Raw genomic sequence first — 21,261 nt, forward strand, 5'->3', positions numbered from 1 at the left:
ACTCTGGGCATGAACGGACCGTCCTTGCGCGCAACGGGATTGCGCATTTTCTTGGCTCTGCTGGCGGCACTGGGACTCGGTGCCTGCGCCAGTATGCCACAATCTGCCAACAAGCCGAGGGAGGCGCCTGCCCCGGCGACGGTGGCACCGGTGCAAAGCTCTGCTCCCGAAGCCCTGGCGGCCCAGGCACAACGGCTCCAACAGCAGGGCCACGACCTTGCCGCCGCCAAGGCCTTCATTCAGGCGGCGGGGGAGACCCGTGGCGATGCGCAGGTGGCCTATCTGCTGCAGGCGTCCCAAGCGTCATTGGCCGGCAACAAACCCCAGGTGGCGGTGCTTTTGGCCGACGAGGTATTGCGTCTAGCTCACGATCCAAAGCTGCGCGGCGAGGCGCTCTGGGTCCGCGCCCGCGGACTCATGAATCAGGGACAGACGGACCAGGCCAAGGGCAATCTGGAGGAGCTGCTGACCATCGACAGCACCCCGCCGCAGGTGCGCGCCGAAGCTCTGGGGACCCTGGCCACCATCTTCCGCAACGAAAATCACGACTTGACCGCCCTGAATTTCCTCGTCCAGCGCGACAGCCTGCTGGCCGGTCCGGACAAGGCGGAAAATCATCGTCGCATCCGCGCCCTGCTGGACGCCCAATCCAGCGCCAAACTGAAGAACTGGCAGGGACGCAGTGGCAATCCCATCGTCCAGGAGTGGCTGGCCTTTGCCCTCATCGCCCGGCAGAATCCGGATCCGGCGGCGCGCGAGGCGGCCTTCGCCCAGTGGCTGCAGCAGCACCCGGGGCACCCTGCCATCCACTGGTCCGCCAGCGGGAGCCTGCCCAGCGCCAGGGCCGATGCCCGCGGCGACATCTGTGCCCTGCTCCCCCAATCGGCGCCCTACGCGCCCCTGTCCCAGGCCCTGGCGGCGGGGCTGGAGACGGCGGCGCAACTGCGCGCTGGACCACCCATCCACCTCATCGCCACCACCGGCAACCCAAGCTTCACCTCGGTGCTGTTTCAGCGCGGGGTGCAGGCGGGCTGTGTGGCCTTCGTGGGACCCTGGCTGGAGCAGGATATCCGCGCCGTGGCCAGCGTCCGCAAGCCCTCGGACCCCCCGGTCCTGAGCCTCGGCGAGGTACAGGGTTTGACGCAGAGCGGCCTGTACCAGCTCCCCATGGGACGTGGCGATGCGGCACGGCAGATTGCGGTGGACGCCTACCACGCCGGTTATCGCCAGGCCGCCATCCTGTATCCGCAGGATTCCAGTGGCGCCAGCATCCAGGCGGACTTTTTGACGCGCTGGAAGCAAGAGAAAGGTTCGGTGCTTGGCGTGGCGAGCTTCATCCCCGGACGCGGCTCCCTGAATGGTGCCGTGCAACAGGCTCTGGCTGGGGTAAGTGGTCAGGACAGTATGGTTTTCCTGGTAGCGGGCAAGGGTGATCTGGCCGCCTCGGTAGCGGCCATCCGTGCCGTAAACGCCAACATCCCCATCTTTGTCGTCGCTTCCGACGCTGGCGATGGCCTGCCGAGCCTGCCCGACGCCCGAGGCCCCATCTATAGCCTGGAAACCCCCTGGGCGATGCACAGCGAGCCTCTGGACAGCAAGGCGCGGAGCCTCTTGCACCAGGAGCTCCCCCAGGCCAGCCCGGCACAGTGGCAGCTGGCCGGCGTCGGGCTCGATGCCTATGCCCTGACGCAGGCCATACTGGCGCAGGAAACGACCGATCCCGTGGATGGCGTGACGGGTCGACTGCACTTTGGTCCACACGGAAACATCCATCGCGCCATGCACTGGGTACAGATCGGTCCCGGCGGTGTGCAGGGTCTTGCCCAACTGCCTGCGGCTGGTTCCTGAGATGCCATCGCCGCGGCAGCAACGGGGCAGTCAGGCCGAGGACCGCGCCCAGGCGCTCTTGGAGGCCCAGGGCTTGCGCGTGGCGGCACGCAATTTCCTCTGCCGAAGCGGTGAAATCGACCTCATTGCTGAGGATGGTGAGACCTTGGTATTCGTGGAGGTCCGCAGTCGGGCCCACGATCGCCAGGGAGGAGCCGCCGCCTCCGTCAATCTACGCAAGCAAAGGCGGCTGATTCGCGCGGCCGAATATTACCTGCTGCGCCACCCGGAGCAGCGCCTGCGTCCCTGCCGCTTTGACGTCATCGCCCTGGATGCGGATCGGGAAGCCGACTGGATCCGCGATGCCTTTCGGGTGGAGAGCCGATGACGAGATCAATCTGGCAGGAGCACCTGCACGAACACCGGGCAAGTCTCGCCCAGCTCGACGGCCTGGAGGTACCGCTGGACAGCGCTCTGAGCCGCCTTCTGGCGACCCTGCGCCACGGCGGGAAGGTGCTGGCTTGCGGCAACGGCGGCTCATCGGGCGATGCCCAGCACCTCGCCTCGGAACTCGTCAACCGCTTTGAGGGGGACCGGCAGGCTCTGCCGGCCGTTGCCCTCAGCACCGATAGCAGCGTGCTGACGGCCATTGCCAACGACGATCACTACGACCGGGTGTTCGCGCGCCAGGTGGAGGCACTGGGGGCCCACGGCGACTGCCTGGTGGCCTTCACCACCTCCGGCAATTCCGCCAACATCCTCGCCGCGGTCGCCGCGGCCCAGCGCCAGGGCCTGTGGATACTGGCCTTCACCGGTCGCGACGGCGGACGGCTGGGACAGTTGCTGGGTCCAGGGGATCTGGAGCTGCGCGTGCCGCACCAGCGCACCGCGCGTATCCAGGAAATCCATCTGCTGCTCATTCACGCGCTCTGCGCGGGCATCGATGCGGCCCTGGCCGAGCCCACGGGCGGGGAAAGTGTGGCGACGGACAAAATTCAGCTCGACTGGCAAAACCTGCGGACGATGTGTCGCCACCGCCGGCCACTGGTCTTCACCAACGGCGTCTTCGATATCCTCCACCGCGGGCACGTGCAGGTGCTGGAGGAGGCGCGCGCCCAAGGCGGCTGTCTGGTGGTGGGCGTCAACGACGACGCCTCGGTGCGGCGTCTGGGCAAGGGCCCAGACCGACCCATCAATCCCTTGGAAGATCGCATGGCGGTCCTCGCTGGCCTCGCGGCGGTGGATTTCGTCACGGCTTTCGCGCAAGACACCCCCGCTGGGCTCATAGAAACCCTGGAACCCGACATTCTGGTCAAGGGTGGTGACTGGCCACGGGAGGCCATCGTCGGCGCGGACTTTGTCCTGCGGCGGGGCGGACGCGTCCTGAGCATTCCCTTTCGCCATGAGAGCAGCACCACCGCTCTACTGCGCCGAATACGGGAGACTGCACCGTGAGCGAGATCGCCAACACCATTGCTGCCCTGCGCGCAGCCCTGGGTCCCGACCGTGCCTGTGACGACCCACAGACCCGCGAACTCTACGCCACCGACGACACGCCCGGGCGCTGCCTGCCGGAGGTGGTGCTGTTTCCCCACAGCCACAGCGAGGTGCAGGCCATCGTTGCCCTCGCCCGCCGCCACCACCTGCCTCTGGTGGCACGCGGTGCGGGTTCCGGTAATGTCGGTGGGGCGCAGCCCGTGCCCGGGAGCGCGGTGGTGAGCTTCGAGTGCATGCAGCGCATCCTGGACTACGTTCCCGCAGAGCGTCGCATCACGGTGGAGGCGGGTTGCATCACCGGAGCCCTCCAGGCGCACGTGGAGCGCGATGGTCTGTTCTACCCGCCGGATCCCGGCAGCAGTCCCTACTGCCGTATCGGCGGCAACCTGGCCATGAATGCGGCGGGCCCCCATGCCGTCAAGTACGGCGTGACTCGGGACTACGTGCTCGGCCTGCGCGCCGTCACCGGCACCGGAGAGACCCTCTGCACCGGCGTGCGCACCAGCAAAGGGGTGGTGGGCTACGACCTGACCCGCCTTTTGGTGGGCAGCGAGGGTACCCTTGCCCTCATCACCGAGGTCAGTCTGCGCCTGCTCCCCAAACCCGAGGGCCGCGCCACCCTGCGTGCCGCCTTTGCCAGCACCGCCAGCGCCTGCGCGGCGGTGGCCCGGATCATGGCCCAGTCGGTCACCCCCAGCGCCCTGGAATTCATGGACGCGCACGCCCTTGCGGCCGTGCGCGGAATGGGCGCCGCCACCGACCTCCCGGCCGCGAGCCAGGCCCTGTTACTGGTGGAAGTGGACGGGGACCGTGCGACCCTAGCGCGCCAGGTTGAGGCCATGCGCTCGGCCCTGGACGGACCCGGCCTGCTGCAGTGCGATGACGCGCAGGCGCCCGACGCCATCGCCCGGTTGTGGCAAGCCCGCAAGGCCCTGTCACCAGCCACCAAGGCCATGGCGCCGCTGAAAATCAATGAGGACGTGGTCGTGCCCGTGACCCAACTGGCCGCACTGCTGGAGGCCATCGAAGCAATTGCCCGCAAGGAGCGATTGCAGATCGTCAGCTTCGGCCACGCAGGCAACGGAAATCTACACGTGAACTTTCTGGTGGACCCCAGCGATGCCGGGCTCATGGCCCGCGCCCACGAGGGTCTGCGCAGTCTTTTTCGTAAGGTCCTGGCGCTGGGCGGGACCCTGTCCGGAGAGCACGGCATCGGCAGCGTCAAACGCGACTTCGTCTCCCTGGAGCTATCCCCCGAAAGCCTCGCCCTGCAACGATCCATTCGCCGACTCTTCGACCCGGACGGCATTCTCAACCCCGGCAAACTGTTTCCTGCGGACTGAACCGTGCAACCCATTCTCCACGCCATCCAGCCGGTGCGTCACATCGCCCTCAAGCAATGGGCGGAAGATTTCGACATGGAGACGGTCTTCGACAGCCCTGCCCACCGGCTCCTGCGCGATGGGGATACCCGCGTCGTTCTGTTTCGTGCTGGGGTGATCTGCTTCTTCGAGGCCGGCCCAGCGCTCCAAGCCCGCGTCATCGCGAGGATACAGAGCACGTTCCAGCCCATTCCCGAGCCCCACGTGGAGGAACTGCCCATTCGCCTGGGCGAGCGGGACGGGGTCAGCCGCGACGGCGTGGTCTTGAAGGCCTGGGATGATGAGCGCCTGCTCCTCGTGGCTCTGCGCCTCGCCCAGAGCCTTGCCCTGGAATTGCACGAGGAGGCCGTCGAGGCCCTCCTCGAGACCACCCTGAATCTGCTGTCGGAGGTGACGCGTAGCGGCCGTCTGCCCGGTCGTCGGGGGAGTCACCTGCGCTTTCTGGCGTCCACCTCGGCCACACGCACGGAAATCCTGTCGCGTCTGGCGGTGCTGGACAATCCCGACATCGTCTGGGAGACCCCCGGGCTCGAACTGCTGTCCCGCGAGCTCTCGGCAGATCTGGAGCTGACCAGCCGTTTCCGCGCCCTGGACGAAAAGCTGGACGCCATCCGCGAGGGTCTGGAGGTCATCGTCGTCGCCAGCCGGCATAATCGCGAGACCATCCTCGAGTGGATCATCATCATCCTCATCGCCCTCGAAGCGCTGATCATGCTCATGGGCAAGGGGGTATGAGCCACATCGAAGCGGTGGAAGACATGGCCGCGCCGATGGCGGACGGCGGCGAAGACGACCCCCTGGAAAGGGGCTATTCCGCTTTCCGCAACACGCGCCTCGCGCGCAGCAACGATCCCGCCCAGTTGCTGCTCGTCGGCCCGTCCTGGGTGGGGGACATGGTCATGGCCCAGGTCCTCCTGCAGGTATTGCGGCGGCGCTGGCCGCGCCTGCAGATCGATCTTCTGGCCCCCGCCCCGGCAGCCCTTCTGGGGGAACGCATGGCCGAGGTCCGCACCGTCTACGCGACGACCGTAGGCCATGGCCGGCTGGCCTTGGGCGAACGTCGCGCCTGGGCGCGACGCCTGCGTTCCGCGGACTACGATTGGTCCATTTGCCTGCCCAATAGCTTCAAATCCGCCCTGATTCCCTACTGGGCCAGGATTCCGGTGCGTACCGGTTTTCGCGGGGAAGGGCGTCTCCTGCTCCTCAACGATCGTCGCCCCCTGAACCGCCGCAAGCTCGTGCGCACCGTCGATCGCTACGTCGCACTGGGTATTCCGCGGCGCCTACCCCAACCCAGTCAATTGCCGGCGCCACGACTTCGGGTGGACGTCGCCGCGCGCGAGCAGGCGGTTCAGCGCCTCGGGCTAGCTACGGGCGGGCCCATCCTGGCGCTGGCTCCCGGGGCCGAATATGGCCCGGCCAAACGCTGGCCGACACGCCACTGGATTGCCCTGGCGCGTGAAGCTCTGCGCAGAGGCTATACGGTCTGGGCTCTGGGCGGCCCAAAGGATGCCCCTCTGACGGCCGAGATCCATAGCGCCGTGCCGGAAGTCGTCGACCTCGGCGGCAAGACCAGCCTGGTGGAGGCGGTAGATCTGCTTTCCTTGGCCAGTGTCACCGTCAGCAACGACTCCGGGCTCATGCACGTGGCCGGCGCCGTGGGTAGTCGCGTCATTGCCCTCTACGGCTCCAGTCCTCTGACCATGACCCCGCCGCTGGCACCGCAGGCCGTGGCCTTACGCCTGGACCTTCCCTGCAGCCCCTGCGGCAAGCGGAACTGCCCCCTCAAACACCACCGCTGTATGGAAGATCTGGGGGTCGAACGCGTCCTACCCTACCTGCCTGCCGAGGAAGGCTGATCGCGCTCCCCAGAGCAAAAAAAGCCCCGACGTGCGGGGCGAGGCAGAGGAGGAGCAATGCCGAAGCATTGCAGGGGTAAAGTCGTATCCCTCGGAACAGATTTACCGGGGTGATTGGCTCAGGACCCCACCGAGGCCCTGAACCCAGCAACCCGGAAGGGGGCGGATGCCCCCTCCAGAATCGCCCTTACTGCTGGACGGTTTTCTCCACCTGAATGGTGGAATTGATTTCCACCCGCTGGTTTTCGAAACGCCCCTGCGGGGTGGCATTGCTGGCGATGGGATCCTCATAGGAATGCCCCTTCAGCACCATCCGATCCCGCGGCACGCCGTGCTGCTCCAGATAGCGCGCGACGCTTTCCGCACGCTGCTGGGAGAGCTTCAGGTTGTAGGCATAGGTGCCCACCTTGCTGGCGTAGCCGTTGACATTGATGACGGCATCCGGGTGCTTCTGGGCGAATTCCGCCACCTCGTCCAGAACCTTGATGTCGCGATCCAGGAGCTTGGACGAATTGAACTTGAAGTTGATGCCCGTGATGGTGATGGGCTTGCTTTCCAGCACCGTCTTCTGCACCGGAGCGATGGGCGCAGGGGCCGGTGGCGGAGGCGGCGGGGTAACGGGCGCCGGTGCCGGGGCAACGGGCGGCTTGCCGGCGGGACAACCCTGGAAGGGGGCCTGGGCGCAGCCAGCGGCGGCGACCAGGGCGGCAGTCAGAACCACGGTCTTGAGCTTGGACATGTTTCCTTTCTCCTGTGAGGTCGCGGGGGGACACGCCCCCCGTAGCCATTTATGCCTGGATCCTAGAACGCGTAGGTGAGCATCACCCGGTTATAGACAAAGGAGTGGCCCTTGTTGAAGCCGGCACCATTGCCAAGGTAACCGTTGTAGGCGCCCAGCCCGTTGGAGACCTCGACACGATCCCGAATGGACAGACCCTTCAGCGGACCCTGGAAGAAATAGGTCGCATCCAGATAGGCGTCGTTGCTCTTGCCCTGGTAGTAGGTGTGGTATTCCGCAAAGGCGAGCATCAAGAGGATCTGCTTGTTCAGCAGGTTCTGCGTCCACTTGACCTTCCAGGCGGTGCCCGGTCCCAATTCCACCAAACCGCGGATCATGGAGGTGGTAAAGAGCGGGTCCGTAGCGTAGCCCACGGTGTAGGGCGAGACGATGGCGCCCCCGCCGACGGCATAGTTGTGGGCGTAGATCTCATTGTAGGAGAGCGCCAGCTGACCGTTGCCGATGATGCTGTTCATGGCGTCGTAGTTGACGCCGATCTGCGCACCCCAGGCGACGTTGTTGACGGAGGTAGCGGCGATGGGCGAGTTGTTGATCTTCGATCCAGCCAACAGGGTGTTGTTGCCGTACTCGCGGTTGTACTGGGCCGCGACGAAAGGATCGATGCCAGCACCGGTCTTCAGGGTGTAGCTACCGTCGGCGTACACCTGCTTGGCAAACTGGTAGTAGTCGTAGTACCAGGCCTGACCCTTGAAGCCCATGGCCGAGCCGGAAGCTCCGAAGGCGAGGATACCGTTGCTGGCGAAATTGGCGGATTGGGCAGCGGACAACGTGGGGCTACCGCCGTACATGTTGTCGCCAAAGGTGGTGGGCTGGTAGTACAGGTTGTCCCGGTAGTAGTCGCTGGAGGTGCGGCTCTTCCAGCGGAAGATGCGCATACCGTAGAAGTGCAGATCGCAGTAGGGCGAGACCTCGGCGTACACACCCTGGTAGGTGGCCGGCAGGAGACGCGAATCGGAGGTATTGACCCAGGGCGTATTGAGGGTCTGGTCACCGGCACGGATCAGCAGGACCTTGGGGATCTCGTATTGGATGTAGGCCTGACCCAGGGCATTGATGGAGGAGCGGGTACCCATGAGGGTAGCGTCCAGCTTGGCCGGATTGCTGCTGTTGGCCCCCAGGGAATTGGCGGTGTAGAAGCTCGCCCCGACGCCGAAGCCACCCAGGAAGGGGGCGGTCTGGGCATTCAGGATGCCGCCGATACTAAAGGCGTTCTGATTGTAAGTATTGGGCCCCGTAGCGCCGTAATCCCGGCTGAAGTAATACGAGCGCAACTGCCCGTCCACCTTGCTTTGCATGAGGAAATCCTTCAGAGTTTCCCCTTGTACTGCAGTGCTCAGGCCACACAGGGCGGCAAAGACGCCCAGGGCGATCCGCGATTTGGACATCATGGCATTCTCCTCTCTGGTGTATTCAAAACGCGACCAATATAGCGTGGCATTGTGACAACATGATGACAGTTTTATGAACCTTTCGTGACGAAATATATGTCAATATATAGCGACTGCGCCAGCACACCCCCATGTGCAGTGTGGTCTGGCCCGAACCATGCCCATTGAAATCCGGCATCTGCGCACCATCGAGGCCATCGTGCAGAGTGGCAGTATTGCCGCTGCCGCACAGCGCCTGCACCTGACCCAGTCGGCGCTGTCGCACCAATTGCGCGGCCTGGAGCTGGAATTTGGTGTCAGCCTCTTCGATCGCGAGCCGGGTGCCGCCCCGCGTCTCAGCGCCGCCGGGGAACGCCTCTACGCCCTGGCCCGCGATTGCCTGCCGGCCTTGCGCCGTACCCAGGAGGAACTGCGCCGCCTGGCGGGTGGCCACGGTGGGCGGCTACGCATAGCCGTGGAGTGCCACACCTGTTTCGACTGGCTGACCCCGGCCATGGACCGCTTTCGCGCACAGTGGCCCGACGTGGAGATGGACATCGTCTCGGGTTTCCATGAGGATCCCTTGGCACTCCTGCAACAGCACCAGGCGGATCTGGCGGTCTTGAGTGCTCCGGAGGCGCTGCCGCCGCAGCTGGCGCTGCACACCCTCTTTCGCTACGAAGTCATGGGCCTCGTCAGTCCCCGCCACCCCTTGGCGCAAAAAAGCTACCTGGAGGCCGAGGACTTTCGCGAGGAGACCCTCATCAGCTATCCCGTGGACGACCGTCGCCTCGATCTCGTCCGCGAATTTCTGACGCCGGCGGGGGTGCAGCCCTGGCGGCGGCGCCACGCCGAACTCACGGTCATCATCCTGCAGTTGGTAGCCTCCGGTCAGGGGCTTGCGGCCTTGCCTGCCTGGGCCGTGGGCAATTATGGGGACCGCGGCTACGTCCGCGCCTTGCCCCTCGGCCCCCACGGGTTGTGGCAGGATCTCCAGGCCGCGACGCGGCGCGACGGCATCGATCAGAACTTTCTGCGGGCCTTTCTGGACGACGTCCGCGCCAGCGTGCCCCGAGATCTGCCGGGCGTCCGAGGTCAGCGGGAGGATGCGCAGCCAACTCCTACGGACTAGAATGTCGGCAAATAGCTCACGGAGAGCCGTCCATGCCCGCCCCCGAATCCCTGGTCTTCGACACCGACCTCATCGCCCGTTACGACCGCCCGGGTCCGCGCTACACCTCGTACCCAACGGCCCCCCACTTCAGTCCGCAGTTCGGCGCTGCGGACTACATCGAGCAACTGGAACGGAGCAACGACCACGGTCGGCCGCTATCCCTCTATTTGCACATCCCATTTTGTGAGCACCTGTGCTTCTATTGCGCCTGTACCAAGGTGGTCACCCGCCATCGCGAGTGGGGAGAGCCTTACGTGCAGCGGTTGGAGGCGGAGATGCGCCTGCTGCGCCGCCACGTGGATGGTGAGCGGCCCGTGGTGCAACTGCACTTCGGCGGTGGCACCCCGACCTTTCTGCGCGCGGCGGATATGGATCGCTTGCTCGACGCCATCGATCGCCATTTCCGTCTCTTGCCGGAGGATCGCGGCGAGTACGGCGTCGAGGTGGATCCACGGGCGCTGGAGCCGGGCATGTTGGCCCGTCTGCGGGCCTTTGGCTGCAATCGCCTGAGCATGGGGGTACAGGACCTGGATCCCGAGGTACAGAGGGCCGTGCATCGGGAGCAGAGTCTGGATCTCGTCGCCGCGGTCCTGGCCGAGGCGCGTGCCTTGGGCTACCGCTCCATTAGCCTCGACCTCATCTACGGTCTGCCACGGCAGAACCGTAGCTCCTTTGCCAACACCCTGGATGCCATCGTCGCCCTGCGCCCCGACCGCATCTCCTTGTTCAACTACGCTCACCTGCCCGAGCGCTTTGCGCCACAGCGCCGGATAGCCGAAGCGGAGCTGCCGAGTCCAGCGCTCAAGCTGGATATCCTCAGCGACAGTATCGCCCGGCTGCAGGCCGCCGGTTACGTCTACATCGGCATGGATCACTTTGCCCTACCCGAAGACGAACTGACGCTGGCGCAGCGGGCTGGGACGCTCTATCGCAATTTCCAAGGTTACTCCACCCACGCCGAGGCCGACCTCCTCGCCCTGGGCATGAGCGCCATCAGCGCCACGGCAACAGCCTATAGTCAGAACCACAAGGATCTGGAGACCTGGAACGCCGCCATCGACGCCCACAAGCTGCCGGTGGAGCGCGGTTGGGTACTGAGCCCAGAGGATCGGCTGCGCCGTTTTGTCATCACCCGCCTGATCTGCGATTTTCGCCTGAGCCGCAGCGCCGTCGAGGAGCGCTTCGGGGTAGACTTCCCGCGCCACTTCGCGGCCGAATGGCCGCAGCTCATGGCGCTGGCCGACGATGGCCTGCTGACCTGGGATGGGTCGACCTTGACCATCACCGCGCGCGGCCGTCTGCTGGTGCGCCACGTCTGCATGGTCTTTGATGCGTACCTGGGCCAGAAGAGCGTGCGCTACTCCCGGGTCATTTGAGGAGTGTCTTTTCCAGTAACAGTACCTTGAAGCTTTCCCCCATCTCCTGGGGCAAGGTGAGGCGTTTGATTTCGTTGTTCAGCGCCAACAGACCGCGCCCATCCCGGCCCGCCGCCAGGCCCGGATACAGCTCGGCGAGACCACCCTCCACCAGAAAGCGGGCCAGTGGCCCATACCAGCGCTCGCGCAGACCAAGGCGCGCCGCCGCACGGCGCAGTGCACCGAAATCCACATGGGCAGTCAGATCGCACAGGCCGGGCAAGAAAAAAGGATCGTCCAGCACCCGATGCCGGTAATAAGCGCGCAGACTCCCTTGGCGGCGCTGGGGATGGTAGTACTCGCTACTTTCCTGTCCGTAGTCGATGAGCACCAGGGCTCCCTCGGCAAGGCTGGCCGCCGCCGCCGCGAGCCAAGCCTCGGCCAGGGGACGGATCTCCGTCTGGTAGGGCGCCGGCCAGTGCTCCGCGTATGGGCGCAGGGTAGCCGCATGTTCAGCCGCCAGCGGCGCCAGCGTCCAGCAGAAATCGTCCCCCTGCATCGCCACCCGACGCTCCCAGAGTCGCTCGCCGTCCCATTCCACGGCCAAAAACGGGAGGGCATCCAGTACCTCGTGGGCAAGGAAAACTCCGCGCCAAGCCTCTGGAAGATCCTGCAGGACGCGCCCCTCGGGCAGGGCCTTCGCTTGCTGTGCGACCAGATCCGCGCTGCGGTCGAGAAAGGCATAGGGCGTGGATGGCAGTATCGCCCGCAACTGCCGGGCCAGGGCGCCGCTTCCCCCGCCAAATTCCAGTATGCCGTCCCCTAGATTCCGATAGTCCTCGAGCCAGCGCGCGAGCACCGTGGCCAGTACGGGCCCCATTTCCGGCGCCGTGACAAAATCGCCGTCGGGACCAAAACGCCGCTGCCCCGCCATGTAGTATCCCAGACCCGGGGTATAGAGGACCGCTTCCAGGTAGTCGGCAAAGGAGATGCTGCCACCGGCGGCAGCGATACGAGCCAAGATCCGCCCGCGCAGGGCCGCCGAGTGCGCCGCCGCTTCGAGGTCGGGCGGCGGCAGGCTGAACTTGCGCCGATCCGGGCTATGGGTTACAAATCCTGGACCAGTGTCGCGCATGGGTTCCTTTTGTCCGAAGACGCCAAATGTATCCTCGTTACCGGCGCCGCACGCCGCGTGGGTGCAGAGATCGCCCGCCACCTGGCCAGCGCCGGTTGTGACATCGCCCTGCATTATAGGCACTCCCAGGACGACGCTGAAAGCCTTGCCCATGAGTTACGGGCTCTGGGGCGGCGGGTGCAGCTCCTGCAGGGGGATCTGCTGGAGCCCGATTATCCCCGCCAACTCGTACGGCAGACCATGGCTGCCTTCGGTCGTCTCGATGGCATCGTCCACAACGCCTCCCTGTATCGCCCCAAGGCCTTTGCCGAGGTAGATCTGCGGCACTGGCAGGAGATGGAAGGCATACATCTGCACGCTCCCTTCTTTCTCGCCCAGGCGGCGGCGGCGGAATTGCGATTGCGGCGCGGTGCCATCGTCCACATCACCGACATCTATGCCGAACGTCCCTTGCTGGGCTATCTTCCCTACAGCGTCAGCAAGGCGGCCCTGGTCAGCCTCACCCGCGCCCTGGCCAAGGAGCTCGGTCCAGAGATCCGCGTCAATAGTGTGGCCCCCGGGGTCGTACTCTGGGCCGAAACCCAGCAACCGGCGGAGGGCTCCCGCGCTGTCATCCTCGACCGCACAGCCCTCAAGCGCGCGGGTAACCCCGCCGATATCGCCCGCGCCGTGCGGTTTCTGCTCCTGGAAGCCGATTATGTGAGCGGCCAGAATGTCGTGGTGGACGGCGGCCGCATGATATACTGAGCCCATGAATGGAGAGCCTAGCAAACCGGTCCAGCCCATCCGCTTTTACAGCGAGGCTGAGCTGGACGCCATCGAGGCCGAAGACCCGATCTTGGCGGCCAAGATCGAGCACGTCCAGAACATGGCCAAGCGCCAGATCGGACGAAAAAAAGAGTTCTCGGAGCATGACCCCCTGCCGGATCCCGAGGCGGTGGCCGAGGCCATGGCCGTCGTCCGTCGAATTCTGCAGAGGGACGGCGGCGACATCGAGCTGGTGGAGATCGCCCAGCGGGATGTACGGGTGCGCATGAAGGGTGCCTGTGCCGGCTGTCCCAATGCCGTGCTGGACCTGCAGCAGGTGGTGGAGCGCATTGTTGGCGCCGTGCCCGGCGTCGCCCGTGTGAGCAATACCTTTTGAGCGCTGCCGAGGGTGTGGGGACGCAGCCGCCGCGCATCGGCATGGTCAGCTTGGGTTGTCCCAAGGCTGGCAGCGATACCGAGCGCCTGCTGACACGGCTGAGGGCTGAAGGCTACCTGCTGGTGGCGGACTATGCCGAGGCCGATCTCGTTTTGGTCAATACCTGCGGCTTCATCGATGCCGCCGTCCAGGAGTCCTTGGACGCCATTGCCGAGGCCATCGACGAGAATGGTCGGGTGGTGGTTACGGGCTGCCTTGGCGCCCGCGAGCAAGGCGAGTTCATTCGCCGAGCCCAGCCCAAGGTGCTGGCGGTAACGGGCCCGCAGCAGGATGGTGCCACCCTGGCCGCCATCCATCGCGTTCTCCCGCCCCGGCACGACCCGCTGCAGGACCTGGTGCCGCCACAGGGCCTGCGCCTGACCCCGCGTCACTACGCCTACCTCAAGATTGCCGAGGGCTGCAATCAGTCCTGCAGCTTCTGCGTCATCCCCAGCATGCGCGGCAAGCTCCAGAGTCGGGAGCCCGGCGATATCCTGCGCGAGGCCGAGGCCTTGGTCGCCGCCGGCTGCCGCGAACTGCTCATCATTTCCCAGGATACGGCGGCCTACGGCAGCGACCGACGCTATCGCACCGCCTTTGCCGACGGCCGTCCCACGCGCGCGCACATTACCGATCTTTGCACCAGCCTTGCGGCACTGGGAGCCTGGGTCCGTCTCCACTACGTCTACCCCTACCCCCACGTGGACGCCCTCGTCGACTTGATGGCCGACGGGAAGATCCTGCCCTACCTGGATATTCCCCTGCAGCACGGCAGCCCTGCCGTGCTCAAGGCCATGCGTCGACCTGCCGCCAGCGACAAGACCCTCGATCGCATCGCCCGCTGGCGCCGCCAGCTGCCGGATCTCACCCTACGCAGCACCTTCATCGTCGGCTTCCCCGGAGAGAGCGAAGCAGACTTCCGTCTCTTGCTGGACTTCCTGCATGCGGCGGAACTGGACCGTGTCGGTTGCTTCAGCTACTCCCCGGTGGAAGGGGCCGCCGCCAACGCCCTTGCCGATCCCGTACCCGAGGTCGTCAAGGAAGAGCGCCGGCAGCGGTTCATGGAAGTGCAGGCAGAGATCAGCGCCGCCCGCCTGCGTCGGCGCGTCGGTCAAGAGTGTCTGGTGGTCGTGGACGGTTTTACCGAGTCGGGGCACCTAATGGCACGCTCGGCCGCGGAGGCTCCAGAGATCGACGGCATCATTCAACTCGACCCGCCGACGGGCGGGCGGCCCGCCGCGGGACAACGCCTGTGGGCCCGCATCACCGGGAGCACTACCCACGATCTGCACGGGACGGTTCTGGCAACCAAGGCTGAATAGGTAGGGCGTCCCCGGGCGGGAGCCTGGTGCGCCAGTGTGGAAAAAGCTGCAGTATACCGCTGCGCCAGTAACTGCAGCCCGCCTGCCGGTGCCAGGTGTCCGTGGCAGCATGGTACAGAAGATCGACATCCAAAGGCACGCGGCCATCCACCCGCGCGCCCCACTGGGCCTCTAGCGTCTTGGCAAAGGCGTGCAAGCGCTGATCCTCCCAGTCCGAAGGAAAGGCGACGACCCAATTGACGTAGGCGCGGGCGCCACCCGTGTGGTCTACGGACTGACAGGGCTGCGCGATGTACAGGGGCGCAAACGACTGGCACAGGCGCGTCAACGCCCAGGGCAAGGTCCGCTCGGCCTCGACATTGCTGCCGAGGCCAAGGACGACCCAGGGAGACTCCGGTGCGGGCCCCAGCTCAGTCGGCACGCCGTCCCCGGGTAATGCGTACTCCCACATCCTCGGCCCCGCGCACCGCCCCGGGCTTGTGGATGGTGATCTGCATCCAGCCAACGCCAAACTCCCGCCGCAGGATCTCGGCGATACCCTCGGCCAAGGTTTCCACCAGCTGTACTTCGGAACCTTCCACGTAATCCACCACGCGTCGGCAAACCGCCTGATAATCGATGGTGGCTTCGACCCGATCCGCTGCTGCTGCCTGCGCCGCCGCTGCACCCATCTCGAGGTCGATCTCCACACGCTGGCGGACCTGTCGTTCCCAGTCGTAGATACCGATGCGGGTCTCGACCTTGAGGGCTTTCACGAATAAGCTATCCACGGAATCTCCCTGAACCGTTCCGCGCGGACCTCGCCCGCGTCAGTGCGGCACCCATCATAGCGAAGAGGAGGCTTTTTATCAGCCCCGCAAACCCCGTCGCCGCCGCGGCCATGGCCGCTCCCCTATGGAAGTCGATCCTGCTCGTGCTGTTCGCCTACCTCCTGGGCTCCATCGCCAGTGCCGTCCTCGTCGCCCGCGCCCTGCGCCTACCCGACCCGCGTCAGCACGGTTCCGGTAATCCCGGCGCTACCAACATCCTGCGCCTGGGCGGCAAGCGGGCCGCCGCCCTGACCCTACTGGGCGATATGCTGAAAGGACTCGTGCCCGTGCTCGTGGCGCGCGGCCTGGGCCTGGACGGCTGGCCCCTTGCCTCGGTGGCGCTTGCCGCCTTTCTCGGACACCTTTTTCCGCTGTATTTTGGTTTTCGCGGAGGCAAGGGCGTAGCCACAGCCCTGGGTATACTGTTGGCCTACGTGCCCCTACTCGGCCTGTGCGTGCTGCTCACCTGGATCGTGGTCTTTGCCTGGCGCCGTGTCTCCTCCCTGGCTGCCCTCGTCGCCACCCTGATAGCGCCTTTGCTGGCCTGGGCCTTCGCCCTGCCGCTTCCGGCAAAGAGCCTGGTGCTGACCTTGGCGATACTCGTGCTGTGGCGCCACCGCAGCAACCTCAGCCGCCTGCTGCGCGGCGAGGAGTCGGGCTTTCGCCCTTCCTAGACCGTCACGGGAACCAGGGTACCGCCTCAGTCTTTGAGGCCCCACTCCTCCTGCCGCTCACGAATCCAGCGGGAAAGATCCTGCGCTGGACGAAAACCCGGGGCCAACCGCGCCGCCTCCTCTGCAGCCCGCCGGGCGCGCACGAGACTACCGGTGTGCAGGTAGTAGCGGGCAAGGTTCATCTGCGCCAGGTGCGGCCGGTCGAAGTGGCGCGAGCGCAGGGCACGGCGAATGGGGAAAAGGGCTTCCTCGATGCGCCCCGTCTCCATCAGGTACTCACCGAGGTCGTTCCAGGCCACCCCCCACTCGGGATCCAGAGCGATGGCCTTGCGGCAGGCGGCTATGGCGGCGTGGGGATCGCCAGCCTCGGACAGCGCCCAGGCATAAAAACTCCACAGCAGCGCTGACTCCTCGCCGGCGTCGATGGCGCGCTTGAAGGCGCGGGCGGCCTCGTCCGGGTGACCGGTCTGCTGCCAGTCCAGACCCTCCTGAAAAATGGGATTGCGCTCTGCCGTTTCTTGAATGGCGGCATCCAGGGAGAACTCCGTTTGCGTCATGGCATCAACTCCTGCAAAGGCCAGCGCGGACGCACCGCCACCGTTTCGAGGGGGCTGCGCCCGGCCCCGAGGCGCTGCGCTCCGGCCACGGCGATCATGGCGGCGTTATCCGTGCAATGGGCAAGATCGGCAAAATAGAGATCGACCTGTTCTGCCTCGGCCAGTTGCGCGAGGGCTTGGCGCAGCGCCCGGTTGGCTCCAACCCCGCCGGCTACGATCAGACGCTTCATTCCCGTCGCTTCAATGGCTCGGCGACATTTTTCGCAAAGGGTAGCGACCACCGCCTCCTGAAAAGCGGCGGCGAGGTCGGCGCGTGCCTGTGGGTCTCTCTGGGGCAGCCCTTCGGCCTGTAGACGAAATGCCGTCTTCAGGCCACTGAAGCTGAAATCGAGACCAGGGCGATCCAACATTGGCCGCGGCAGGCGGTAGCGGCGTCCGTCACCAGACGCGGCCAGATCGGCGAGGGCAGGGCCGCCGGGATAGGGCAGACCAAGGATCTTGGCCGCCTTGTCGAAGGCCTCCCCCGCCGCATCGTCCACACTCTCACCGAGCAGGGTGTAGGAGCCCAACTCGTGCACGGCAATGAGTTGGGTGTGGCCACCGGAAACCAGAAGTGCGAGGGCCGGAAAGGGCAATATGCCGGCGAGCATGGGGGCGAGCAGGTGGCCCTCGAGATGATGCACCGGTATCAGCGGTACCTGCCAAGCGTAGGCCAGAGCACGCGCAAAGTTGACGCCCACCAGCAGCGCCCCGATCAGCCCCGGGCCCGTCGTCACCGCCACCGCATCGGCGCGGCGCTGACCCGTGCGTCGGCGCAGCTCCCGCCACAGCAGCGGCAAGCGCCGGACGTGATCGCGGGCGGCCAGCTCCGGAACCACCCCGCCGTAGACGGCGTGAATATCTACCTGACTGAAGAGCACCTCGTCCACGAGACCGCGCTCGCTATCGTAGAGCGCGAGCCCCGTTTCATCGCAGGAGCTTTCTACTCCGAGGATCAGCTCAGGCATGGGTGGCTTGCCCTCCCCCGGACACGGATCGCGCCTCCAGCAACTCCAGCTCACGCAAACTGAATCCGCCCTGCAACCGGGCCTCGCGCGCCAAGGGACCGACGATGCGACCGCGGTAGTGACGATCGAGGAGCGCGAAGAACGTAGCTTCGGGATCGACACCGGCGCGCGCGGCAAGGTAGGCAAACCAGCGACTGCCAATGGCAACGTGACCGCGCTCATCGGCCTCGATGCGTTCCAGAATGGCCGCCGAACGACTATCGCCCGCGGCCTCCAGGCGTTGGCGCAGGGCGGGAGTCACGTCCAGACCACGCGCCTCCAACACGCGCGGCACCAGAGCCATCCGCGCCATGGCATCGTCCGCCGTGGCGCAGGCCGCCTCCCAGAGACCATCGTGGGCGGGAAGATCGCCGTACTGTCCGCCAAGGTCCGCAAGCCGCGCTTGCAGCATGGAAAAATGCAGGGCCTCCTCCCGGGCCACCTGAAGCCAGTCGGCATAGTAGCACTGCGGCAATCCGGCAAAGGCGTAGGCAGCATCCAGGGCCAAGTTGATGGCATTGAACTCGATGTGCGCCAGGGCGTGCAACAGCGCAAAACGTCCTGCCTCCGTGTTCAGGGCGCGGCGCCGCGGCAACTCACGCGGAGCCACGAGACGCAGTTGCGGCGGCCGCCCCGGTACGCGCGGCGTCGTCACTACCTCCCACTCCTCGAGATCCCGCGCCGAGGGCGCGCGCAGAGCTTGCACCCGCCGAAGCTTTTCTGCCGGCTCCGAACACGCCAGCGCCGCCCCTATTTGCACCTGCACAGAATTCATCTTGCCATTATGGGGCCTTGCCCCGGCAACGCCAAACAAAAACCCCGAGCCAGAAAAGCTCGGGGTTTTTGGGGTAATAGGTGTCTGGCGGTGACCGACTTTCGCGGGGGGAGGCCCCCCACTATCATGGGCGCTGCAGTGTTTCACGGTCCTGTTCGGGATGGGAAGGGGTGGTTCCACTGCGCTATGGCCGCCAGACAAAGGTAAGCGCTGCCCGGTGTTTGGCCGGGCGGGTGTGGAGAAGGGAAGGTGAGGGCATTGGGGCGATATATGGTCAAGCCACACGGGCGATTAGTACTCCTTAGCTACACGCATTGCTGCGCTTCCACACGGAGCCTATCAACGTGGTCGTCTTCCACGGCCCTTCAGGGGGCTTATGCCCCGGGAGATCTCATCTTGGGGTGGGCTTCCCGCTTAGATGCTTTCAGCGGTTATCCCGTCCGTACATAGCTACCCGGCAATGCCCTTGGCAGAACAACCGGAACACCAGAGGTACGTCCACTCCGGTCCTCTCGTACTAGGAGCAGCTCCCCGCAAATCTCCAACGCCCATGGCAGATAGGGACCGAACTGTCTCACGACGTTCTGAACCCAGCTCGCGTACCGCTTTAAATGGCGAACAGCCATACCCTTGGGACCGGCTACAGCCCCAGGATGCGATGAGCCGACATCGAGGTGCCAAACTCCCCCGTCGATGTGAACTCTTGGGGGGAATCAGCCTGTTATCCCCGGCGTACCTTTTATCCGTTGAGCGATGGCCCTTCCATACAGAACCACCGGATCACTAAGACCTGCTTTCGCACCTGCTCGACGTGTCTGTCTCGCAGTCAAGCACCCTTGTGCCTTTGCACTCACTGCGCGATTTCCGACCGCGCTGAGGGTACCTTCGTACTCCTCCGTTACTCTTTGGGAGGAGACCGCCCCAGTCAAACTACCCACCAAACACTGTCCCTGATCCGGATCACGGACCGAGGTTAGAACCCCAAGATCACCAGGGTGGTATTTCAAGGTCGGCTCCACCGGAACTGGCGTCCCGGCTTCCCAGCCTCCCACCTATCCTACACAAGTCATCTCAAGGTCCCATGCTAAGCTGTAGTAAAGGTGCACGGGGTCTTTCCGTCTTGCCACGGGAACGCTGTATCTTCACAGCGATTTCAACTTCGCTGAGTCTCGGGTGGAGACAGTGTGGCCATCATTACGCCATTCGTGCAGGTCGGAACTTACCCGACAAGGAATTTCGCTACCTTAGGACCGTTATAGTTACGGCCGCCGTTTACCGGGGCTTCGATCAAGAGCTTGCACCCCCTCACTTAACCTTCCGGCACCGGGCAGGCGTCAGACCCTATACGTCGACTTTCGTCTTTGCAGAGCCCTGTGTTTTTGTTAAACAGTTGCAGCCACCGATTCTCTGCGACCCTCTCGGCCTTCGTCCGCAAGGAACTACAACCTACTAGGGCACACCTTCTTCCGAAGTTACGGTGTCAATTTGCCGAGTTCCTTCACCCGAGGTCTCTCAAGCGCCTGGGAATATTCTTCCTGCCCACCTGTGTCGGTTTGGGGTACGGTCACTACAGGATTGTGCTTAGAGGCTTTTCTTGGAAGCTGAGGTTCACGTACTTCTCCTCCGTAGAGGATCGTCATCACGCCTCGGAATTGCCTCCCCGGATTTGCCTAAGGAGACTCCCTACACGCTTAAACCAGGACGTCCAACACCCGGCTACGCTACCTTTCTCCGTCACCCCATCGCATCCTGCAACGGTATCGGAATATTAACCGATTTCCCATCAGCTACGCCTCTCGGCCTCGCCTTAGGGGCCGACTCACCCTGCGCAGATTGACTTGACGCAGGAACCCTTGGGCTTACGGCGAGGGTGGTTTTCACACCCTTTATCGCTACTCATGTCAGCATTCGCACTTCGGATACCTCCAGCATGCCTTCCGACACACCTTCACCGGCTTACCGAACGCTCCCCTACCGCGCGTTCCGAAGAACACACCCGCAGCTTCGGTATATGGCTTGAGCCCCGTTAAATCTTCCGCGCAGGCCGACTCGACTAGTGAGCTATTACGCTTTCTTTAAAGGATGGCTGCTTCTAAGCCAACCTCCTAGCTGTCTGTGCCTTCCCACATCGTTTCCCACTGAGCCATATTTGGGGACCTTAGCTGGCGGTCTGGGTTTTCATCCCTCTTGACGACGGACGTTAGCACCCGCCGTCTGTCTGCCGCGCGCTACGTGCCGGTATTCGGAGTTTGCAACGGGTTGGTAAGCCGTGACAGCCCCCTAGCCGTAACAGTGCTCTACCCCCGGCAGTACTACGCGACGCGCTACCTCAATAGCTTTCGGGGAGAACCAGCTATCTCCGGACTTGTTTAGCCTTTCACTCCTATCCACAGTTCATCCCCGACCTTTTCAACGGGCGTGGGTTCGGACCTCCAGTGGGCATTACCCCACCTTCATCCTGACCATGGATAGATCGTCCGGTTTCGGGTCTACTCCCTGC

The 21,261-nt window shown here is 64.7% G+C and carries 20 protein-coding genes and 2 rRNA genes (1 of these 22 cut by a window edge); 12 read left to right on the forward strand and 10 right to left on the reverse strand.

Annotated features, from left to right (window positions below; genetic code table 11):
• Window positions 1–9: 9 nt before the first annotated feature.
• Genes ACAty_RS13010 through waaF form a run of 6 tightly spaced genes read left to right on the forward strand, consistent with a single transcriptional unit; the run spans window position 10 to window position 6,565 of the window.
• Entirely contained in the window at window positions 10–1,848 is a 1,839-nt protein-coding gene (locus ACAty_RS13010; protein ID WP_038472354.1) for a penicillin-binding protein activator, read from the forward strand.
• A gap of 1 nt (window position 1,849) precedes the next feature.
• Window positions 1,850–2,215, forward strand: coding sequence for a YraN family protein (locus ACAty_RS13015; RefSeq protein WP_004869312.1), 366 nt, complete (start codon window positions 1,850–1,852; stop codon window positions 2,213–2,215).
• Window positions 2,212–3,282 (forward strand): D-glycero-beta-D-manno-heptose 1-phosphate adenylyltransferase, encoded by a 1,071-nt coding sequence (rfaE2, locus tag ACAty_RS13020; protein WP_004869313.1) that lies wholly within the window; start codon window positions 2,212–2,214, stop codon window positions 3,280–3,282. Before ACAty_RS13015 ends, rfaE2 begins: the two co-directional genes overlap by 4 nt.
• The gene (locus ACAty_RS13025) at window positions 3,279–4,667 is read left to right on the forward strand and encodes an FAD-binding oxidoreductase (RefSeq protein ID WP_004869316.1); all 1,389 of its coding nucleotides are present in this window, start codon (window positions 3,279–3,281) and stop codon (window positions 4,665–4,667) included. Before rfaE2 ends, ACAty_RS13025 begins: the two co-directional genes overlap by 4 nt.
• Window positions 4,668–4,670: 3 nt before the next feature.
• On the forward strand, window positions 4,671–5,441 hold the full coding sequence (locus ACAty_RS13030; protein WP_004869318.1) for an RMD1 family protein: 771 nt from the start codon (window positions 4,671–4,673) through the stop codon (window positions 5,439–5,441).
• Entirely contained in the window at window positions 5,438–6,565 is a 1,128-nt protein-coding gene (waaF, locus tag ACAty_RS13035) for a lipopolysaccharide heptosyltransferase II (RefSeq protein ID WP_004869320.1), read from the forward strand. Before ACAty_RS13030 ends, waaF begins: the two co-directional genes overlap by 4 nt.
• Before the next feature lie 187 nt (window positions 6,566–6,752).
• Here the strand turns inward: waaF and ACAty_RS13040 are convergent, their stop codons facing one another.
• Both ACAty_RS13040 and ACAty_RS13045 read right to left on the reverse strand, forming a co-directional pair.
• Window positions 6,753–7,304, reverse strand: coding sequence for an OmpA family protein (locus ACAty_RS13040; protein ID WP_004869321.1), 552 nt, complete (start codon window positions 7,302–7,304; stop codon window positions 6,753–6,755).
• A 62-nt stretch (window positions 7,305–7,366) separates the two neighbouring features.
• The gene (locus ACAty_RS13045) at window positions 7,367–8,752 is read right to left on the reverse strand and encodes an OprD family outer membrane porin (RefSeq protein WP_004869322.1); all 1,386 of its coding nucleotides are present in this window, start codon (window positions 8,750–8,752) and stop codon (window positions 7,367–7,369) included.
• A gap of 157 nt (window positions 8,753–8,909) precedes the next feature.
• On the opposite strand from ACAty_RS13045, the gene ACAty_RS13050 reads away from it, so the two are divergent.
• Window positions 8,910–9,863: a LysR family transcriptional regulator gene (locus tag ACAty_RS13050; RefSeq protein ID WP_049784760.1), complete on the forward strand. Its 954-nt coding sequence runs from the start codon at window positions 8,910–8,912 to the stop codon at window positions 9,861–9,863.
• 32 nt (window positions 9,864–9,895) lie between these two features.
• The gene (gene hemN, locus ACAty_RS13055) at window positions 9,896–11,281 is read left to right on the forward strand and encodes an oxygen-independent coproporphyrinogen III oxidase (protein ID WP_004869326.1); all 1,386 of its coding nucleotides are present in this window, start codon (window positions 9,896–9,898) and stop codon (window positions 11,279–11,281) included.
• Here the strand turns inward: hemN and ACAty_RS13060 are convergent.
• Window positions 11,274–12,395, reverse strand: coding sequence for a class I SAM-dependent methyltransferase (locus ACAty_RS13060; RefSeq protein WP_049784713.1), 1,122 nt, complete (start codon window positions 12,393–12,395; stop codon window positions 11,274–11,276). The two genes, hemN and ACAty_RS13060, sit on opposite strands and share 8 nt — an antisense overlap.
• A gap of 9 nt (window positions 12,396–12,404) precedes the next feature.
• Here ACAty_RS13060 and ACAty_RS13065 point away from each other — a divergent pair, with 9 nt between their 5' ends.
• Genes ACAty_RS13065 through rimO form a run of 3 tightly spaced genes read left to right on the forward strand, consistent with a single transcriptional unit; the run spans window position 12,405 to window position 14,900 of the window.
• Window positions 12,405–13,142, forward strand: coding sequence for an SDR family oxidoreductase (locus ACAty_RS13065; protein WP_038472990.1), 738 nt, complete (start codon window positions 12,405–12,407; stop codon window positions 13,140–13,142).
• 4 nt (window positions 13,143–13,146) lie between these two features.
• A complete protein-coding gene (locus ACAty_RS13070; RefSeq protein WP_004869332.1) occupies window positions 13,147–13,539 on the forward strand; it encodes a NifU family protein in 393 nt (130 codons plus the stop codon).
• Window positions 13,536–14,900, forward strand: a complete 1,365-nt coding sequence (gene rimO, locus ACAty_RS13075; RefSeq protein WP_004869334.1) for a 30S ribosomal protein S12 methylthiotransferase RimO — start codon at window positions 13,536–13,538, stop codon at window positions 14,898–14,900. Before ACAty_RS13070 ends, rimO begins: the two co-directional genes overlap by 4 nt.
• Here the strand turns inward: rimO and ACAty_RS13080 are convergent.
• Together ACAty_RS13080 and folB are read right to left on the reverse strand one after the other, a co-directional pair.
• Window positions 14,854–15,321 carry a 2-amino-4-hydroxy-6-hydroxymethyldihydropteridine diphosphokinase gene (locus tag ACAty_RS13080; protein ID WP_004869335.1) on the reverse strand — a complete coding sequence of 156 codons (468 nt, stop codon included), beginning with the start codon at window positions 15,319–15,321 and terminating at the stop codon, window positions 14,854–14,856. The two genes, rimO and ACAty_RS13080, sit on opposite strands and share 47 nt — an antisense overlap.
• Window positions 15,311–15,670 (reverse strand): dihydroneopterin aldolase, encoded by a 360-nt coding sequence (gene folB / locus ACAty_RS13085; protein ID WP_187288638.1) that lies wholly within the window; start codon window positions 15,668–15,670, stop codon window positions 15,311–15,313. Before folB ends, ACAty_RS13080 begins: the two co-directional genes overlap by 11 nt.
• A 110-nt stretch (window positions 15,671–15,780) precedes the next feature.
• Between folB and plsY the strand changes: the two genes are divergently transcribed.
• The gene (gene plsY, locus ACAty_RS13090; protein WP_014003590.1) at window positions 15,781–16,383 is read left to right on the forward strand and encodes a glycerol-3-phosphate 1-O-acyltransferase PlsY; all 603 of its coding nucleotides are present in this window, start codon (window positions 15,781–15,783) and stop codon (window positions 16,381–16,383) included.
• A 26-nt stretch (window positions 16,384–16,409) separates the two neighbouring features.
• On the opposite strand, the gene ACAty_RS13095 is transcribed toward plsY, so the two are convergent.
• The 5 genes from ACAty_RS13095 to ACAty_RS13115 form a co-directional block, all read right to left on the reverse strand.
• Window positions 16,410–16,940: a tetratricopeptide repeat protein gene (locus ACAty_RS13095; RefSeq protein ID WP_004869343.1), complete on the reverse strand. Its 531-nt coding sequence runs from the start codon at window positions 16,938–16,940 to the stop codon at window positions 16,410–16,412.
• On the reverse strand, window positions 16,937–17,947 hold the full coding sequence (gene tsaD, locus ACAty_RS13100) for a tRNA (adenosine(37)-N6)-threonylcarbamoyltransferase complex transferase subunit TsaD (protein WP_004869345.1): 1,011 nt from the start codon (window positions 17,945–17,947) through the stop codon (window positions 16,937–16,939). Before tsaD ends, ACAty_RS13095 begins: the two co-directional genes overlap by 4 nt.
• A complete protein-coding gene (locus tag ACAty_RS13105; protein ID WP_004869348.1) occupies window positions 17,940–18,752 on the reverse strand; it encodes a ferritin-like domain-containing protein in 813 nt (270 codons plus the stop codon). The genes tsaD and ACAty_RS13105 overlap by 8 nt, the downstream gene beginning before the upstream one ends.
• Window positions 18,753–18,843: 91 nt before the next feature.
• Window positions 18,844–18,959 (reverse strand): 5S ribosomal RNA (gene rrf, locus ACAty_RS13110).
• Window positions 18,960–19,031: 72 nt separating this feature from the next.
• A 23S ribosomal RNA gene (locus tag ACAty_RS13115) occupies window positions 19,032–21,261 on the reverse strand; it runs 657 nt beyond the window's last position.

It is taken from the genome of Acidithiobacillus caldus ATCC 51756, assembly GCF_000175575.2.
In the GTDB taxonomy this organism is placed as follows: Bacteria; Pseudomonadota; Gammaproteobacteria; order Acidithiobacillales; family Acidithiobacillaceae; genus Acidithiobacillus_A; species Acidithiobacillus_A caldus.

What these genes read in the sequence shown, in the direction of transcription:
- ACAty_RS13010 (WP_038472354.1), top strand. Translation starts at nt 10, where the DNA reads ATGAACGGACCGTCCTTGCGCGCAACGGGATTGCGCATTTTCTTGGCT.
- ACAty_RS13015 (WP_004869312.1), top strand. Translation starts at nt 1,850, where the DNA reads ATGCCATCGCCGCGGCAGCAACGGGGCAGTCAGGCCGAGGACCGCGCC.
- rfaE2 (WP_004869313.1), top strand. Translation starts at nt 2,212, where the DNA reads ATGACGAGATCAATCTGGCAGGAGCACCTGCACGAACACCGGGCAAGT.
- waaF (WP_004869320.1), top strand. Translation starts at nt 5,438, where the DNA reads ATGAGCCACATCGAAGCGGTGGAAGACATGGCCGCGCCGATGGCGGAC.
- ACAty_RS13040 (WP_004869321.1), bottom strand. Translation starts at nt 7,304, where the DNA reads ATGTCCAAGCTCAAGACCGTGGTTCTGACTGCCGCCCTGGTCGCCGCC.
- ACAty_RS13045 (WP_004869322.1), bottom strand. Translation starts at nt 8,752, where the DNA reads ATGATGTCCAAATCGCGGATCGCCCTGGGCGTCTTTGCCGCCCTGTGT.
- ACAty_RS13050 (WP_049784760.1), top strand. Translation starts at nt 8,910, where the DNA reads ATGCCCATTGAAATCCGGCATCTGCGCACCATCGAGGCCATCGTGCAG.
- hemN (WP_004869326.1), top strand. Translation starts at nt 9,896, where the DNA reads ATGCCCGCCCCCGAATCCCTGGTCTTCGACACCGACCTCATCGCCCGT.
- ACAty_RS13060 (WP_049784713.1), bottom strand. Translation starts at nt 12,395, where the DNA reads ATGCGCGACACTGGTCCAGGATTTGTAACCCATAGCCCGGATCGGCGC.
- ACAty_RS13070 (WP_004869332.1), top strand. Translation starts at nt 13,147, where the DNA reads ATGAATGGAGAGCCTAGCAAACCGGTCCAGCCCATCCGCTTTTACAGC.
- plsY (WP_014003590.1), top strand. Translation starts at nt 15,781, where the DNA reads ATGGCCGCTCCCCTATGGAAGTCGATCCTGCTCGTGCTGTTCGCCTAC.
- ACAty_RS13095 (WP_004869343.1), bottom strand. Translation starts at nt 16,940, where the DNA reads ATGACGCAAACGGAGTTCTCCCTGGATGCCGCCATTCAAGAAACGGCA.
- tsaD (WP_004869345.1), bottom strand. Translation starts at nt 17,947, where the DNA reads ATGCCTGAGCTGATCCTCGGAGTAGAAAGCTCCTGCGATGAAACGGGG.